Genomic DNA, 14066 nt, shown 5'->3' with positions numbered 1-14066 from the left:
GGACAGCCGAACCGGCTAAAGCCCAAGCGCAGAAAAAGCCTGTCCCGGCACGTCACCGGCAGCGTCTAGCCACGTGATTCGATGATCACGGTTGAACCAGGAGCGCTGACGCCGCACATACCTGCGCGTACCAGTAATCGTGCGTTCACAAGCCGTATCCAAATCGTAAACCCCATCGAAGTGGTCCAGCACCTGTGCATAGCCGATCGCGCGACTAGCGGTCACACCTTCGCGCAACCCTTGCGCCATCAAACTCTCAGTTTCCTCTACCAGACCAGCGGCAAACATGCCCCGCGTGCGCTGTTCAATCCGCGGATTTAGCCATTCCGCCTGCGTGCGCAATCCCAATATGCGCGTATTCCACCGCGGCGGATTATCAATTGACGGTTTCGACGCTGCAAACGGCTTGCCTGTCAGCTCGATAACCTCCAAGGCTCGGACGGTGCGTCGCGGGTCGTTGGTCTCAATAATCGCCGCCGCATCCGGATCAATCTCTGCCAGCCGATCATGCAACGCCGCCGGACCGATCTCGTCCTGCACTGCCTCCCATTTCGCACGTACCTCAGGGTCCGTAGGCGGGAACTGCCAGTCGTCCACCAACGCCTGCACATACATCATCGACCCGCCGACAAGGATCGGGACTTTCCCCCGCGCGCGAATGGCCTCAACATCCGCGACCGCCTCACGCTGATACGTCGCCACACTCGCCGGCTGCGTCACGTTCAGAACATCGAGTTGGTGGTGCGGAATCCCCCGCCGCTGATCCACCGACAGCTTTGCTGTTCCGATATCCATTCCTCGATACAGCTGCATCGAATCAACATTGACGACCTCACCGCCAAGCTGCTCCGCAAGTACCAGCCCCAAATCCGACTTTCCCGATGCCGTTGGCCCCACCACAGCAATCGGCACCGGCAAGCTCTCACTCTCCAAAGCCGTCACGACCCAGTTCACACTCCTGCACAAAAACTAAAAACGCGAGCTCTTACTCCGCAACACACTGCCAGCTGGCCACGTGGTAACCGATGCCATAAGGCGCCCCGTCATAGTAAGAACGCTTCACGACGGTCATTCCAGCCCCCATCCAGCTTTCAGCAGCTTTACTCAGCTGCTGCCATAACTCGGCTGCGTACGCGCCGGGAGCTGGAAACACAACATTTTCCACGTTAACGGTGGAGCAGTCCTGCCCAGCAATCAGACTGCACAGCGCATCAACCTCCGCTGCACCCTCAATTACGCCGACCGGGGAATCGTCCGCAAGGCCGAATGCGCCGTCGACAAGCACAAGCAGACGCGTGTGACCGGCAGCGAGTGCCCCGTCGATAGACTCGAAGCACGTTGCCTGAATGACGCGGCCAGTGTGTCCTTCAGAATTCCGTCGTGCGTAGTCTTCGATAAGCCAGCGCCCCAGCAGCTCAGGTAATTCGGTTCCGCCGGACACCGTGACATCAACCCCATACGTGGAGAAACTGCCGGGTGCGCTGTTCTGATGCGGGGACTTCGCCTGCATTCTGCCAGTGATAATGGCGACCGCGCCGGGGTCCCCGGGTTCGACATCTGTCCACAGCGTCGCAACAGTTTCACGGGTTTGACGGCGCAATTCCGTGGAGATAGCTGCAAACCCACCCAGCTCCTCGACGATGAGGAGCGCACGTGGAACGATAACAAGCCGAGGCAAACGCGAATTCACGTCCTCAACGCTACCGTGAGGGGCTAGTCGATGCCTTATTCCGGCGGTGTTACGCGCGCTGTGCCAAAATTTTTGGGATACTCGAGCACATACCGTAAGTGTTTGATGGCAGCCGTGTCGCGCGGCAGTTCTGCATGAAGATTGGAAGAGGTTTACCCACTATGACCGGTACCAGCAATTCCCCTAAGCCAGGTCCACGCCCGGGTCCACGTCCGGGACCTCGACCAGGCTCAATGCCGGCTCATCGTAAGACCCCTGGAGCTACTCCAGCGCCTGCGGGGTCGGCCGCTGTGGCACATGCCGTCCACAATGATCCAAAAAAGTTTGGCCGCATTGATAAAGACGGCACTGTTTGGCTGACCACCAGCGCCGGCGAGCGCAATATTGGTTCCTGGAAGGCTGGCACCGTAGAAGAGGGTTACGCCCACTACGGCAAGCGCTACGAGGATCTGGCCACCGAGGTCGAGCTACTGGAATCTCGTGTAGTCTCCCACCCGCAGGAGGCAAAGACCATTTCCCACAACGCAGTTGAACTGCGTGAGAGCCTTTCCACCGCCGCAGTCCTCGGCGATATCGATGCGCTGGATAAGCGCCTTGCAGAGGTCATTGCCACCTCCCACGTCGCAGAGGAAAAAGTCGCTCACGACAAGGCAGAGCGCCGTAAGAACGCCATCGCACGTAAGGAAGAGCTCGCCGCAGAGGCCGAGGAGCTCGCAGAGAACTCCACCGAGTGGAAGGCCGCCGGCGACCGTATCCGCGAAATTCTCACGGAGTGGAAGCAGATTCGCGGCATCGACCGCAAAACTGATGATCAGCTCTGGCGCCGTTACTCCCGCGCGCGTGATTCTTTCAACCGCCGCCGCGGTGCCCATTTTGCGGAGCTGGACCGCAACCGTGCGGCTGCTCGCCGCGTTAAGGAGGACATCATTGAGCGAGCTGAGGCCCTGAAGACCTCCACTGATTGGGGTGGCACCGCTGCTGCCTTCCGTGACCTGATGGCAGAGTGGAAGGCCGCTGGTCGAGCGCCACGCGAGGTCGATGACAAGCTGTGGGCGCAGTTCAAGGCCGCCCAGGATGAGTTCTTTGGTGCTCGCAACGCGGTCAACGAAGCTCGAGACAAGGAGTTCGAGGAAAACGCCGCGGCCAAGGACGCACTACTGGCTGAATACGAAGACCGCATTGATCCCTCCAAGGGCCTCGAGCACGCTCGCAGCGAACTTCGTCAGTTGCAAGAGAAATGGGAGGCCATCGGCTACGTGCCGCGTGGTCGTGTGCGTGAGTATGAAAACCGCATTGGCGCACTGGAAAAGCGCGTCTCCGATGCTGCCGATTCGCAGTGGCGCCGCACCGACCCCGAAGCACAGGCTCGCGTCCAGCAGTTCGCCGACCGCGCAGCGGAGTTTGAACAGAAAGCCGCCGAACTCGAGGCAAAGGGCAAGGCTTCTCAGGCCGCCAAGGCTCGGGAGCAGGCCGAACAGTGGCGACAGTGGGCAGAGCAGGCCGCGGCGACTCTCAAGGAGCTCTAACAAAAGCTTGGCTCAGCTATGCTCTGGCAACGCGTGGATGGTTAAAAGAAAGGGGCTCTCTTCTGAACTGGTCCCCGAAAGTTGGACTGAGAAATCAGTTACCGACTAGTGGGAGTAGTTCAAATGGAAGAGAGCCCCTTTCTTACTGCGCTAGTTAAAGAATCTCACTACTCGTCGCTGATCTGCTCGTCCTGTTCGCCAGCCCGTTGAGAGACATTGTGCGCGCTACTACCCTACTGGCCACGATTGCGTCGGCGTGCGCGTTCACGGCGGTCGTCGACGACCTCTACATCAGTAGTTGTATTCGGTGTCAGGCCCGCACGCAGGTAAACCTGCTGTGCTCGCAGTACCGGATCGGTGTCAGCGTGCTTGCGACGTTTCGTCGCGATTGCGAGCTGCTCCTTACTGCGTCGGAAAGCGATGAAAGTCACGGAAATGGCCAGTAGAAAACTGCAGAAAATGCCGAGCATCAGGCCAAAGGAAATACCTTCCCCAGCAAGTTCCTGTGGACGAGACTGACGCATCCAGCCAGCGAAGACTGAGTAGACCATCTGAATGCAGGCAAAAAACCAGGTGACAAACGCGAGAATCGTCGTCCGCGTAATCAGCGTGGCAATAGCCAGCAGTACGCCTACCACCACAAGAATGGAGTAAATTCGTTCCGGGCGCGTCGTGAAGTACTGATGTGCAACATCCGTATCCAGCAGCACATCAAAGCCCAAAACGACGCCCGAATGTGGAAGGAAGAAGCTCGTAATGAGGCCGATGACGGCAACCATCATCGGAATCACCGCACGGCCGAGATCCAGCTCGCCGGCGGCCTTGCGCTCCTGAACCCGCAGTGCCTGCGCAGATTCCACCGACTGCTCACTGGTGAATTCCATATCACTTTCCGGCGAAGCCTTGTCGCTACTCACAGCCGCATCCCTCACTTACCTTCGTTTTCTCCGGGCGCCCAATCTTTGGCAAGCCCAGACCAACTCCAATCGGAGCGGTCGTTGGAATCTGACCGACCTCCACATTATCCCCCGCTTTAGTGCGACGGTGCGTCAGCACGCCGGAGTCGGCAATCAGGAAGTGTGGTGCAGAGTCGGTCACGCGCACTGTCACGTAGTCACCTGGGCGAATCTTTCGGTCAACGACACCAGGTTCGCTTTCCGACGGGCTGAAGTGCACCAGGCGACCATCCCGACTCCGACCTGACATGCGATGAGTCTCCGCATTTTTACGGCCATCGGACTGGCTTACCAACAGCTCGACTTCGCTGCCGACTAGCTTGGCGTTTTCTTCCTCGGAAATACGCTCTTGGAGCGCTAGCAGACGACCATAGCGTTCCTTCACGACCTCTGGTGGAACCTGATCCGCCATCGTTGCCGCCGGAGTTCCTGGGCGAGGCGAGTATTGGAAGGTGAACGCCGAGCTAAAGCGAGCCTTTTCCACCACGTCGAGAGTTTGCTGGAAGTCCTCTTCAGTCTCGCCTGGGAAACCGACAATAATGTCAGTGGTAATGGCCGCATCCGGCATTTTTTCCCTAACCTTCTCCAGAATTCCCAGAAACTTCTTGGTGCGGTAGGAACGGCGCATGTCTTTCAGCACTCGGTCGGAACCGGACTGTAGTGGCATGTGCAACTGATGAACCACGTTCGGTGTCTCCGCCATGGCGTCAATGACATCATCGGTGAACTCAGCTGGGTGTGGAGATGTAAAGCGCACACGCTCCAACCCCTCAATCTGGCCGCAGGCGCGCAGCAACTTGGAAAAAGCTGAGCGGTCGCGTTCCATGTCTGGGTCTGCGAAGTTAACACCATAGGCGTTGACATTCTGGCCGAGAAGGGTGACGTCAGTAACACCCTGCTCCACAAGTGCCTGCACCTCAGCAAGAATCTCTCCCGGACGACGATCGCGTTCCTTACCACGCAAGCTGGGGACGATACAGAAGGTGCACGTGTTATTGCAGCCTACGGAGATACTCACCCAACCTGCGTAAGTGGATTCACGCTTAGCCGGCAGCACCGAGGGAAACTCTTCCAGAGCATCCTTAATCTCGACTTCAGCCCGGTCATTATGAGCGGCGCGTTCCAACAGTGCTGGCAACGAACCCAAGTTATGTGTACCGAAGACGACGTCCACCCATGGGGCCTTCTTTACGACGACGTCCTTATCCTTCTGGGCCAAGCAACCACCGACGGCAATCTGCATGCCTGGGTGAGCATCCTTGACTGGCTTGAGCTGCCCCAATGTGCCATACAGGCGGTTGTCCGCGTTCTCTCGAACGGCACAGGTGTTGAAAACGACCAGATCGGGATTCTCGCCTTCTGCAGCCGCTACATAACCGTTTTCTTCCAGCAAGCCAGACAGTCGTTCCGAGTCATGGACGTTCATCTGGCAACCGAAAGTACGTACCTCATATGTGCGAGGCGAAGACTGCTGCTGAGAGTTCAAAGAAGGGGTAGTCACGGCAGTTTAGGTTAGCTGTTTATGGTCCATTTCCCCAATCAGCAATTCCTTTAAACCTGACCAGTCCGCCGCCGGCGTGATAATCCGGCGTGCGGTGTCACCGGCGCTAATCTGTGTCCGCTTCGAGTTCTCGGTAGCGATTTTCTAGCTGTTCCCGAGCAATGTTCATGGACAATTCGGAGGGGAAACCGCGCCGCGCCAGCACACCGACAACCTTGCGTAAATCCTTTTGCTTGGCGTTGAAGTCAGGTGCCACTGATTTAATAGTGGCCGCTTTCTTCGCCGCTAGCTTCCGGGCGACTTCTTCTTCCGCATTGTGCGTAATCTGCTCCAACGCATCAGTACGAAGCGAAGCATCAATACCCTTTTCCTGCAGTTCCCGGTTCAAAACCATCTTCGACTTACCGCGACTGGCAAAGCGCTGCCGCACCCATTCGGATGCGAAAAGCTCGTCATTAACCAATCCGCTTCGGGTCAGGTCATCAACGACTTCTTCAATCATCGAGGTTGGAAACTCCTCGACTGCTTCGAGCCTTTCTACAAGTTCCTTGCGGGAACGCATTCGCTGATCGAGCAAGCGCAGCGCCTTAGCACGAATCGGAGCCTTGGATTCCTCACGCCCCGCATCGTAGAGCGAACTACCGTCAGCTTCCGCAATCTGCTGAGCAAGCTTTTCGATAGTCTCCCGCACATCGCGGCCGTTGCAATCCTCCACGGTCCTCACTTTTCATGTGTCGCGGCACTACGCCTCGAGCTAGCTAGTCTTCCAAATCATCGAAGTCGATGTCCGGCACGACATCGACAGGGGCATCGATATCGGTCTCGTCCTCTACCTCAGCGAATTCCCCGACGCCGAGCTTCTTCTTAATCTTGACTTCGATTTCCTGGGCAATTTCTGGATTCTCACGCAGGTGCATACGAGCCTTTTCCTTGCCCTGACCCAACTGATCGCCCTCGTAGGTAAACCACGAACCGGACTTCTTGACGATGCCGCTATCAACGCCCATGTCAATCAACGAGCCCTCACGTGAAATGCCCTCACCGTAGATGATGTCGAACTCTGCCTGCTTGAACGGCGGCGACACCTTGTTCTTGACCACCTTCAAGCGAGTGCGGTTACCCACCGCATCCTGGCCGTCCTTCAACGTCTGAATCCGGCGCACGTCACAGCGAACAGAAGCGTAGAACTTCAACGCCTTACCACCCGTGGTGGTCTCCGGCGAGCCGAACATTACGCCAATCTTTTCACGCAGCTGGTTAATGAAGATGGCAGTAGTGCCGGTGCTAGACAGCGCACCCGTCATCTTTCGCAGCGCCTGGCTCATCAATCGCGCCTGCAGACCGACGTGGGAATCACCCATTTCACCGTCAATCTCAGCCTTCGGCGTCAACGCAGCCACCGAGTCAACGACGATGATGTCAATAGCGCCGGAACGCACCAACATATCCGTAATCTCAAGTGCCTGCTCACCAGTATCTGGCTGGGATACCAGAAGGTTATCCGTATCTACCCCAAGCTTGCGCGCATAGACCGGATCCAGCGCATGCTCCGCATCAATAAATGCGGCAATACCTCCCTGCCGCTGCGCCTCTGCAATAGCATGCAGTGCGACTGTGGTCTTACCCGAGGATTCTGGACCATAAATCTCTACGATACGACCACGTGGGAAACCGCCCAGGCCCAAGGCCACGTCGATAGCGATATTGCCAGAGGGAATAACCTGAATTGGAGGACGATTGTCGTCTCCCAGGCGCATAACTGCACCCTTACCAAAGTCCTTCTCAATATTCGCCAGAGCTACATCGAGCGCCTTCAGGCGATCATTACCCTGGTTCGAAGCCGTAGCCTTCTTACGAGCCATAGTTTGTTGTTCTTCCTCATTGTCATTGTCGCGTACGGTATCGGGTTCTGGAGCCGTACTCAGAGAATCTGTGTCCCGATTTTCATCCAAAACAGAAACTTCGCTCACACTTAGTTAGGCGCGAAATCTACCGTTCTGGTTCCAAATTGGTCCGCGACACCTCTACTGTCGGTTACACCCGGAAGTTATACCGAATCAGACGGATTGACTTCATCAGCACTTTCGATAATATGCGAAACCCTGTTCGAATGGCAACGCCACGCAAGGGTCGTCGGCAAGCATTCACCGACGCCTACGCCGTAGCCTATTCGTCGGGACCGTACCAGCGGTCTTCAGGAACGTCATGTTCCCTGCACAGCGCCCACCAGATATCTCGAGGTTCGACCCCGTCTTCGAGTAGTTCCGCGGGAGTTTTGCCGTACCCCATCAGCACATGGGAATGCAACAGCCACGGGCCATGCTGAGGGCCAAATTCGTGGTTGACGAAGTTGTGAAAATCGGCCAATCGCATGAGACCAAGGTACAAGATAGCTGTCACTTATTCCTACCTGGCCGTTTTTCCTGCACGACTGCATGCGACTCCCCTGCCTGAACAGTGCTCAACCTCGGGGATTAAGATATAAGCCGTGAATAATTCCAAGGTGTATGATCTCACTATTATCGCCGCTTTTGCAGCACTCATCATCGTGCTCGGCGGTATCGCCATTCCCGTTGGCGGACTAGGCGTGCCAGTCGTTCTACAGAACATGGGCATCGCACTGGCCGGGATGATTCTCGGATTCAAACGCGGCGGCCTCGCCACTACCCTGTTTCTGGCCGTTGGTCTCGTGGGCGTCCCGAACATGGCCGGTTGGAAGCCACTCCTGGCCGCGCTCCCAGGCCCCACGGTCGGCTACATTTTCGGCTACCTGATTGCCGGTTTCGTCATCGGAGCAATTGCCCAGCAAGCACCCAGGGCGAAGGGCCCACGCATCGCCGTCTTCATCGGCGCGGGTCTCGCCGGCGTTTTATTGCAGTACTTCTTCGGCTCTCTCGGATTGGTCTGGCGCATGGGGCTCAGCTTCACCGACGCACTAATTACGAACGTTCCATTTATTCCAGGCGATGTCGCCAAGGTTGTCGTAGCCGCGCTAATCGCTACGGCAGTACTACAAGCTTTCCCAGATTTGCTTCCCGACGCTGCCAACCGCAAGCAGAATCGCCTAATAAAGGAAGCAGCCAACACGGCCGAGTAACCCACACACTCAGAAAGGTCATTGAGTCGCACCATGCCCACCATCACTTTTGACCGTGCGGCCGCGAACTATTCGGGACGTCAAATACTGCAGCCGACCACGCTGACTCTCACAGAGAAGCGCATTGGAATTATCGGCGAAAACGGCGGCGGTAAGTCTACCCTGGTACGACTGATCAACGGCCTGGGTGCGGTCACTGGCGGCACGGTCACATACGAAGGCATGAATGTCGCAAAGCAGGCAAAGGAAATCCGCAAGAAGGTCGGTTTCATTTTTTCTGATGCGGATAACCAAATTGTGATGCCGACAGTGGCAGAGGACATTGCCTTTTCACTCCGCAAGCGAAAACTGCCAAAAGATCAGCGAAACCAGCTCGTACAAGAAGCTCTCGAGCGGTTTGGGCTTGCCGATCATGCTGACGCCTCGCCGCACTTGCTCTCCGGTGGGCAAAAACAACTACTAGCTCTGGCGGCCGTGTTGATTCTCAACCCCACGACCATCATCGCCGATGAGCCCACTACGCTTCTTGACCTGCGCAACCGTCTCCACATTCGGAATATTTTCGCCCAGCTTGAGCAGCAAGTCATCGTGGTAACTCACGATTTGGACTTTATTGTGGACTTTGACCGAGTTATCCGTGTAAGCGCGGGTGAAATCGTCGACGACGGGGAGCCAAAGCAAGTTATTGACCGATATGTCAGGGATATGACGCGTGCGGAAGAAGGCCGCTTATGATGCATCCGGCCAATGTCCCCCTAGGGCTTTACCTTAACCACAATTCACCTGTACATAGGCTACCGACTGCCGCCAAACTCATCAGCGTCATCGCGTTTCTGTTGCTGACCGGGATTCTCGTGGATACGTGGCTAGGCGGGGCGATTGCCCTGGCAATTGTCACCCTCGCTTATGCGGTGGCCAAGGTGCCACCCATGGTTGCTTTTCGACAGCTCCGTGGGGCCGTCATCATTTTGGCGCTGCTTTCGCTTCTCCTGTGGTGGCGCGCCGGAGGTGAGCAAGCGCTGACGACCTTCCTCGCGCTTCTCGCTGCAATCGCAGTGGCCATATTGCTAACGCTGACGACCCGCGTCAGCGACATCATGGATACTTTGACCACTGCGATGCGGCCGTTCGCCCGTTTCGGCCTACCAGTCGAAACCATCGCGCTCGCGCTATCACTGACGCTGCGTATGATTCCGCTTCAGGTTATGGCCGCTACCGAGGTGCTGGAAGCCCGAAAAGCCCGAGGCACCACCGGTTCCATCCTCGCCTTCGGCGTACCCGTAGTCATTCGGACCATCAACCGCTCGAAGGCAATGGGCGATTCGCTAATCGCCCGCGGCGAGGGCGAGTAGCAGAACTAGTTTCCCTCACGCAGCTGGCGCATGCGCTCAGCGACTGCAGGATCAACGCTGGAGGCGGCGTTACCCTCAATGGACTTCTGAGCCTCGCCACCAGAGAGCTCGTTGCCGCCGTTCATTTCTGCGCGAATCTGCTCCAGGCGAGTGTGCCCAGCAAGCTGAACGCCTGCGGCCTCTACCTCAGCCATACGCCCCTGAACGGAGTTCTGAGCCAGCTCAGCTTGGCCAAGAGCGTTAGCGTAACGACGCTCAATCTTGTCACGAACCTGATCCAGGTTAGGGGTAGAACCCGAAGAAATCTGATTCATCGACTGCAGGGACTCGGAGACCTTTTCCTGCATCTTTGCTTGTTCCAGCTGGCTGAGGAGCTTTGCGCGCTCCGCGACCTTCTGCTGCAGCTGCATGGAATTACGCTCTACGGCCTTCTTAGCCTGAGCTGCCTGCTGCAGCGACTGGTCGTGCAGAGCCTTCAAATCTTCTACCGACTGCTCAGCAGTAACCAACTGAGCTGCAAAAGCCTCAGCTGCGTTCTCGTACTCAGTAGCCTTGGCAGTATCCCCTTCAGCACGAGCCTTGTCGGCGAGCTGCAATGCCTGGCGAGTGTTACCCTGCAGTTTCTCAATCTCAGCGAGCTGGCGGTTAAGACGCATTTCCAGCTGGCGCTGATTACCAATCACCGCCGCTGCCTGCTGCGATAGTTCCTGGTGCTGCCGCTGGGCATCCTCGATAGCCTGTTGAATCTGAACCTTCGGATCAGCGTTTTCCTCAATCTTGGAATCAAAAGCGGCCATCAAGTAATTCCATAGCTTTACAAATGGATTAGCCATAGCGTTCCATACACCTTTCTAAATGCAACTACCGCAACACAGGTCTGTGCTTATCGCGCACCCAATCTTAACTAATGCCGAGCTTCTTCGGGTGCTAAGTGCCGGAGCAATGGAATAAATTTCTACCGGCGCAACCATTTTTACATCGCTGCCAATTCAGGGCTCGCCGAGTGCAGAGCCATCGCTGTAGCCGCTTCCATCATCAAATCCGACACGGTCACTCCGAGCGCCGCGCATACCGACGCCAGCAGCTCAGATGAAACTTCTTTGCGGCCGCGCTCAAGCTCAGACAGATATCCAGGGCTAATAGCCGCATTTTCAGAAAGCTCACGCAGCGTCTGTCCACTACGCGAACGGATATCACGCAGGGTCTCTCCCAGCGCCTCTCGCAGCAGAGGCTCCCGGGAATCCTCCCGGTCCGCCAAATCCTGTGCAGTTAACTTTGCAACTGATCCTGGCTGCCCCGCTACGGCCACCTTCGCAGACTGCGCTGTGGCATCCATCGAAGCCGCCAAAGCAGCAGCGCTATCTACCTCTGGGTAGTGAATGGTCATAAGTGCAGTATTGTTGGTCATCACTTTCTCTAACGCTTTAGAGGGCCGACCTGTTCCCAATTTTCAAAAATTCTACTCACCCTCGAGATTCTGCAACAACAGTTCTAACGCCAATACCACTGCTTGACGACGAATCTCCGCGCGCGACCCCTCTTTATTCACCGGCAACCTAACAGCAGTTACCCCATCAAGGTACGAAACTCCCGGCGGTTTCAGACCACACCAGACTTCACCTACTGGGTGCCCATCCTGCATCGCTGGACCAGCAACGCCAGTTAGCGAAATCCCCCAGTCCGCCACTGCTTTATTTGCCACTCCAAGTGCCATATACCGGGCCGTCAACTCGGACACGGGGCCATATGCGGCCAAAGCATCCTTTGGCACGTCGGCAAGCAACGCCTTCGTGTCAGTGGCGTAAGTGACCACGCCACCGCGGAGAACGGCGGAGGCTCCCGGTACGGAGGCAACTGTAGCGCAGAGAAGACCTGCGGTAAGTGATTCTGCGGCTGCAAAAGTCTCGCCACGAGCCGTAAGCGTTTGGATGAGTTGAAGCGAAACGCCATCGACACCGTCAGCGTTTTCGTCGCTCTGGGCGAGGCGTTCGACTGTGTTCACAGCTTTACCCTCCACTTAATTTCTCTACGAGACCTTTCGCGCATCCACAATGTACTGGATACCAGTACCGACGGTGACGACAATGGCGGCAACCATCACAATCCAGGACGGCCAGAACAACCAGTCCACTGGCATCAGGAAGAGCCCCACTGCTACAGACTGCAGGACCGTCTTTATCTTGCCGCCCCGAGAAGCCGGAACAACACGCCCCTGACGCAGGGCGAACATACGCCAGATGGTGATGCCACCTTCGCGAATCACGATGATGACAGTCACCCACCACGGCAGAATGTCGATGATGTTCATACCAATCAGCGCAGCCAGCATTAGAGCCTTATCGGCAATCGGATCGGCAATCTTGCCAAAGTCGGTAATGAGGTTACGGCTACGTGCGAGGTGCCCGTCCAACTTGTCAGTCGCCATCAGAAGCGCGAATACGACAAACGACCACCAGCGCCAATTGGTGGCTTCGCCGCCCTCCTGAAGAAGTACCCACAGGAACACCGGTACTCCGAGGATGCGAAGCACGGTCAGGAAATTGGGCAAGTTCCAGTTGGAAACACGGCTTGTATCAGCACTTGGAGCAGTCACAGTTGTTACCTTATCTCACAATCGTGTTCGATTAACGCCCAGGCTCGTTCTTACCGGTGTGTGAACCGTTAGTTTCGCTTCCGGCCGACGTTGACCCCTCACTGACAGAAGTAGAGGAGGCGTGAGAGCCGAGGCCATCGCGGCTTCCATCATCATCGTGGTGAACACGCGGAAGGGCAATCGCACCCATGTTTTCATCACGCTTGCTCTTGAGCCACGATGCCAGGACAGTCACCACCAGAACGATGACGATGACCGCCAGCGACGCCCAGGTCGATACTTCAGGCACCGACACGTTCTCACCGCTGTTGATAAACGGCAGGTTGTTTTCATGCAGTGCGTGCAACAGCAACTTCACACCAATAAAGGCCAGGATGACACCCAGGCCATAAGCCAGGTACACCAAGCGATCCAGCAGACCGTCGAGCAGGAAGTACATCTGTCGCAACCCCATGAGAGCAAGGGCATTTGCAGTAAAGACGATATATGCCTCATCCGTCAGGCCGTAGATAGCCGGGATAGAGTCAAACGCAAACATCACATCGATAAAACCGATGGACACCAGCGCGATGGCAAGTGGAGTCAAGTAACGCTTGCCGTTTTCCTTAACGGTCAGCTTGTCCTTGTTGTAATGGTCCGAAATTGGGACGATTCGACGCAGCCATTGAATCAGCTTCATATCCGACGGATCGGGTTCCGGCTTATCGACGGCTTCGTCGTACACCGTCTTGATAGCCGTGTAAATCAGGAAGATTGCAAACAGGTAGAAAACGTCAGACCACTTGGCAATAACTGCCGCACCAGCCCAAATGAACAGGCCTCTGAATACCAGCGCCATCGCAATACCGAACAGCAAAACCTTTTGTTGGTACTGGCGCGGAATCTTGAATGCGCCGATGATGAGTGCAAAGACAAATAGATTGTCTACGCTGAGCGCCTTTTCGGTGATATAGCCCGATAGAAACTCAATGCCTCGGTGGTGATCCCATAACAACCACACCATTCCGCCGAAAATTAATGCCAAGACTACGTAGAAAGCGGTCCAGATGCCGGCTTCCTTCATAGTTGGGTTATGCGGCGTGCGAACGTGTGCATAGAAGTCAAAGGCGATAAAACCCATGACGACCACAATGGTGATAATCCATACCAATGCGGGGACATGCATATTAAAAAAAGACCTCCGGTCGTGCGAACATGAACCGGAGGTCTCTCCTGCTTCTGCCATAGTGGCAAAAGTGACGGCACCGGGATTCGATGTGCGCAAGACGAGTCTGTGCGTCCAATCCGTGCTGACGATAACCGTCACGGGCTAGCGGAAAACATCCACTTTTACCGGGGATACTCCCCTCCA

16 protein-coding genes are annotated in these 14066 nt (G+C 56.3%); 4 read left to right on the top strand and 12 right to left on the bottom strand.

Annotated elements, in window-relative coordinates; all coding sequences use genetic code 11:
* Window positions 1-15: 15 nt before the first annotated feature.
* Together miaA and HMPREF3042_RS07420 are read right to left on the bottom strand one after the other, a co-directional pair.
* Window positions 16-918, bottom strand: a complete 903-nt coding sequence (gene miaA / locus HMPREF3042_RS07425) for a tRNA (adenosine(37)-N6)-dimethylallyltransferase MiaA (RefSeq protein ID WP_070856759.1) — start codon at window positions 916-918, stop codon at window positions 16-18.
* Window positions 919-985: 67 nt separating this feature from the next.
* The gene (locus HMPREF3042_RS07420) at window positions 986-1690 is read right to left on the bottom strand and encodes a class III extradiol ring-cleavage dioxygenase family protein (RefSeq protein WP_070601520.1); all 705 of its coding nucleotides are present in this window, start codon (window positions 1688-1690) and stop codon (window positions 986-988) included.
* A gap of 161 nt (window positions 1691-1851) precedes the next feature.
* Between HMPREF3042_RS07420 and HMPREF3042_RS07415 the strand changes: the two genes are divergently transcribed.
* The gene (locus HMPREF3042_RS07415; RefSeq protein WP_070601521.1) at window positions 1852-3216 is read left to right on the top strand and encodes a DUF349 domain-containing protein; all 1365 of its coding nucleotides are present in this window, start codon (window positions 1852-1854) and stop codon (window positions 3214-3216) included.
* Between the two features lie 233 nt (window positions 3217-3449).
* On the opposite strand, the gene HMPREF3042_RS07410 is transcribed toward HMPREF3042_RS07415, so the two are convergent.
* The 5 genes from HMPREF3042_RS07410 to HMPREF3042_RS07390 all read right to left on the bottom strand — a co-directional run bounded on the left by HMPREF3042_RS07410 (window position 3450) and on the right by HMPREF3042_RS07390 (window position 8073).
* A complete protein-coding gene (locus HMPREF3042_RS07410) occupies window positions 3450-4133 on the bottom strand; it encodes an Rv2732c family membrane protein (RefSeq protein ID WP_246816304.1) in 684 nt (227 codons plus the stop codon).
* On the bottom strand, window positions 4126-5673 hold the full coding sequence (miaB, locus tag HMPREF3042_RS07405; RefSeq protein WP_083327441.1) for a tRNA (N6-isopentenyl adenosine(37)-C2)-methylthiotransferase MiaB: 1548 nt from the start codon (window positions 5671-5673) through the stop codon (window positions 4126-4128). Before miaB ends, HMPREF3042_RS07410 begins: the two co-directional genes overlap by 8 nt.
* A gap of 106 nt (window positions 5674-5779) precedes the next feature.
* On the bottom strand, window positions 5780-6388 hold the full coding sequence (locus HMPREF3042_RS07400) for a regulatory protein RecX (RefSeq protein ID WP_070601523.1): 609 nt from the start codon (window positions 6386-6388) through the stop codon (window positions 5780-5782).
* Between the two features lie 43 nt (window positions 6389-6431).
* Entirely contained in the window at window positions 6432-7535 is a 1104-nt protein-coding gene (gene recA, locus HMPREF3042_RS07395; RefSeq protein WP_070601524.1) for a recombinase RecA, read from the bottom strand.
* A gap of 304 nt (window positions 7536-7839) precedes the next feature.
* A complete protein-coding gene (locus tag HMPREF3042_RS07390) occupies window positions 7840-8073 on the bottom strand; it encodes a DUF3046 domain-containing protein (RefSeq protein ID WP_083308240.1) in 234 nt (77 codons plus the stop codon).
* A gap of 88 nt (window positions 8074-8161) precedes the next feature.
* On the opposite strand from HMPREF3042_RS07390, the gene HMPREF3042_RS07385 reads away from it, so the two are divergent.
* The 3 genes from HMPREF3042_RS07385 to HMPREF3042_RS07375 are packed head-to-tail and all read left to right on the top strand — an operon-like array spanning window position 8162 to window position 10122.
* Window positions 8162-8770: a biotin transporter BioY gene (locus tag HMPREF3042_RS07385; RefSeq protein WP_070601525.1), complete on the top strand. Its 609-nt coding sequence runs from the start codon at window positions 8162-8164 to the stop codon at window positions 8768-8770.
* A 33-nt stretch (window positions 8771-8803) separates the two neighbouring features.
* Complete coding sequence (locus tag HMPREF3042_RS07380; RefSeq protein WP_070601526.1) at window positions 8804-9505, top strand: energy-coupling factor ABC transporter ATP-binding protein; 702 nt, start codon at window positions 8804-8806, stop codon at window positions 9503-9505.
* Entirely contained in the window at window positions 9502-10122 is a 621-nt protein-coding gene (locus HMPREF3042_RS07375; RefSeq protein WP_070601527.1) for an energy-coupling factor transporter transmembrane component T family protein, read from the top strand. Before HMPREF3042_RS07380 ends, HMPREF3042_RS07375 begins: the two co-directional genes overlap by 4 nt.
* Window positions 10123-10127: 5 nt before the next feature.
* On the opposite strand, the gene HMPREF3042_RS07370 is transcribed toward HMPREF3042_RS07375, so the two are convergent.
* The 5 genes from HMPREF3042_RS07370 to HMPREF3042_RS07350 form a co-directional block, all read right to left on the bottom strand.
* A complete protein-coding gene (locus tag HMPREF3042_RS07370; protein ID WP_070601528.1) occupies window positions 10128-10955 on the bottom strand; it encodes a PspA/IM30 family protein in 828 nt (275 codons plus the stop codon).
* Window positions 10956-11095: 140 nt separating this feature from the next.
* Complete coding sequence (locus HMPREF3042_RS07365) at window positions 11096-11458, bottom strand: helix-turn-helix domain-containing protein (protein ID WP_370523079.1); 363 nt, start codon at window positions 11456-11458, stop codon at window positions 11096-11098.
* A 123-nt stretch (window positions 11459-11581) separates the two neighbouring features.
* The gene (locus HMPREF3042_RS07360) at window positions 11582-12124 is read right to left on the bottom strand and encodes a CinA family protein (RefSeq protein ID WP_070601592.1); all 543 of its coding nucleotides are present in this window, start codon (window positions 12122-12124) and stop codon (window positions 11582-11584) included.
* A 24-nt stretch (window positions 12125-12148) separates the two neighbouring features.
* The gene (gene pgsA, locus HMPREF3042_RS07355) at window positions 12149-12715 is read right to left on the bottom strand and encodes a CDP-diacylglycerol--glycerol-3-phosphate 3-phosphatidyltransferase (RefSeq protein ID WP_016422605.1); all 567 of its coding nucleotides are present in this window, start codon (window positions 12713-12715) and stop codon (window positions 12149-12151) included.
* Between the two features lie 31 nt (window positions 12716-12746).
* Complete coding sequence (locus HMPREF3042_RS07350) at window positions 12747-13880, bottom strand: TerC family protein (protein WP_016422604.1); 1134 nt, start codon at window positions 13878-13880, stop codon at window positions 12747-12749.
* Between the last annotated feature and the right edge of the window lie 186 nt (window positions 13881-14066).

The sequence above is a fragment of the Corynebacterium sp. HMSC074C05 genome (assembly GCF_001838325.1).
Taxonomy (GTDB): domain Bacteria; phylum Actinomycetota; class Actinomycetes; order Mycobacteriales; family Mycobacteriaceae; genus Corynebacterium; species Corynebacterium amycolatum.
The sequence above is the reverse complement of the archived record's forward strand: the minus strand, read 5'-3'. Positions and strand labels throughout refer to the sequence as shown.

What these genes read in the sequence shown, in the direction of transcription:
- HMPREF3042_RS07415 (WP_070601521.1), top strand. Translation starts at nt 1,852, where the DNA reads ATGACCGGTACCAGCAATTCCCCTAAGCCAGGTCCACGCCCGGGTCCA.
- recA (WP_070601524.1), bottom strand. Translation starts at nt 7,535, where the DNA reads ATGGCTCGTAAGAAGGCTACGGCTTCGAACCAGGGTAATGATCGCCTG.
- HMPREF3042_RS07380 (WP_070601526.1), top strand. Translation starts at nt 8,804, where the DNA reads ATGCCCACCATCACTTTTGACCGTGCGGCCGCGAACTATTCGGGACGT.
- HMPREF3042_RS07375 (WP_070601527.1), top strand. Translation starts at nt 9,502, where the DNA reads ATGATGCATCCGGCCAATGTCCCCCTAGGGCTTTACCTTAACCACAAT.
- HMPREF3042_RS07370 (WP_070601528.1), bottom strand. Translation starts at nt 10,955, where the DNA reads ATGGCTAATCCATTTGTAAAGCTATGGAATTACTTGATGGCCGCTTTT.
- HMPREF3042_RS07365 (WP_370523079.1), bottom strand. Translation starts at nt 11,458, where the DNA reads ATGGATGCCACAGCGCAGTCTGCGAAGGTGGCCGTAGCGGGGCAGCCA.
- HMPREF3042_RS07350 (WP_016422604.1), bottom strand. Translation starts at nt 13,880, where the DNA reads ATGCATGTCCCCGCATTGGTATGGATTATCACCATTGTGGTCGTCATG.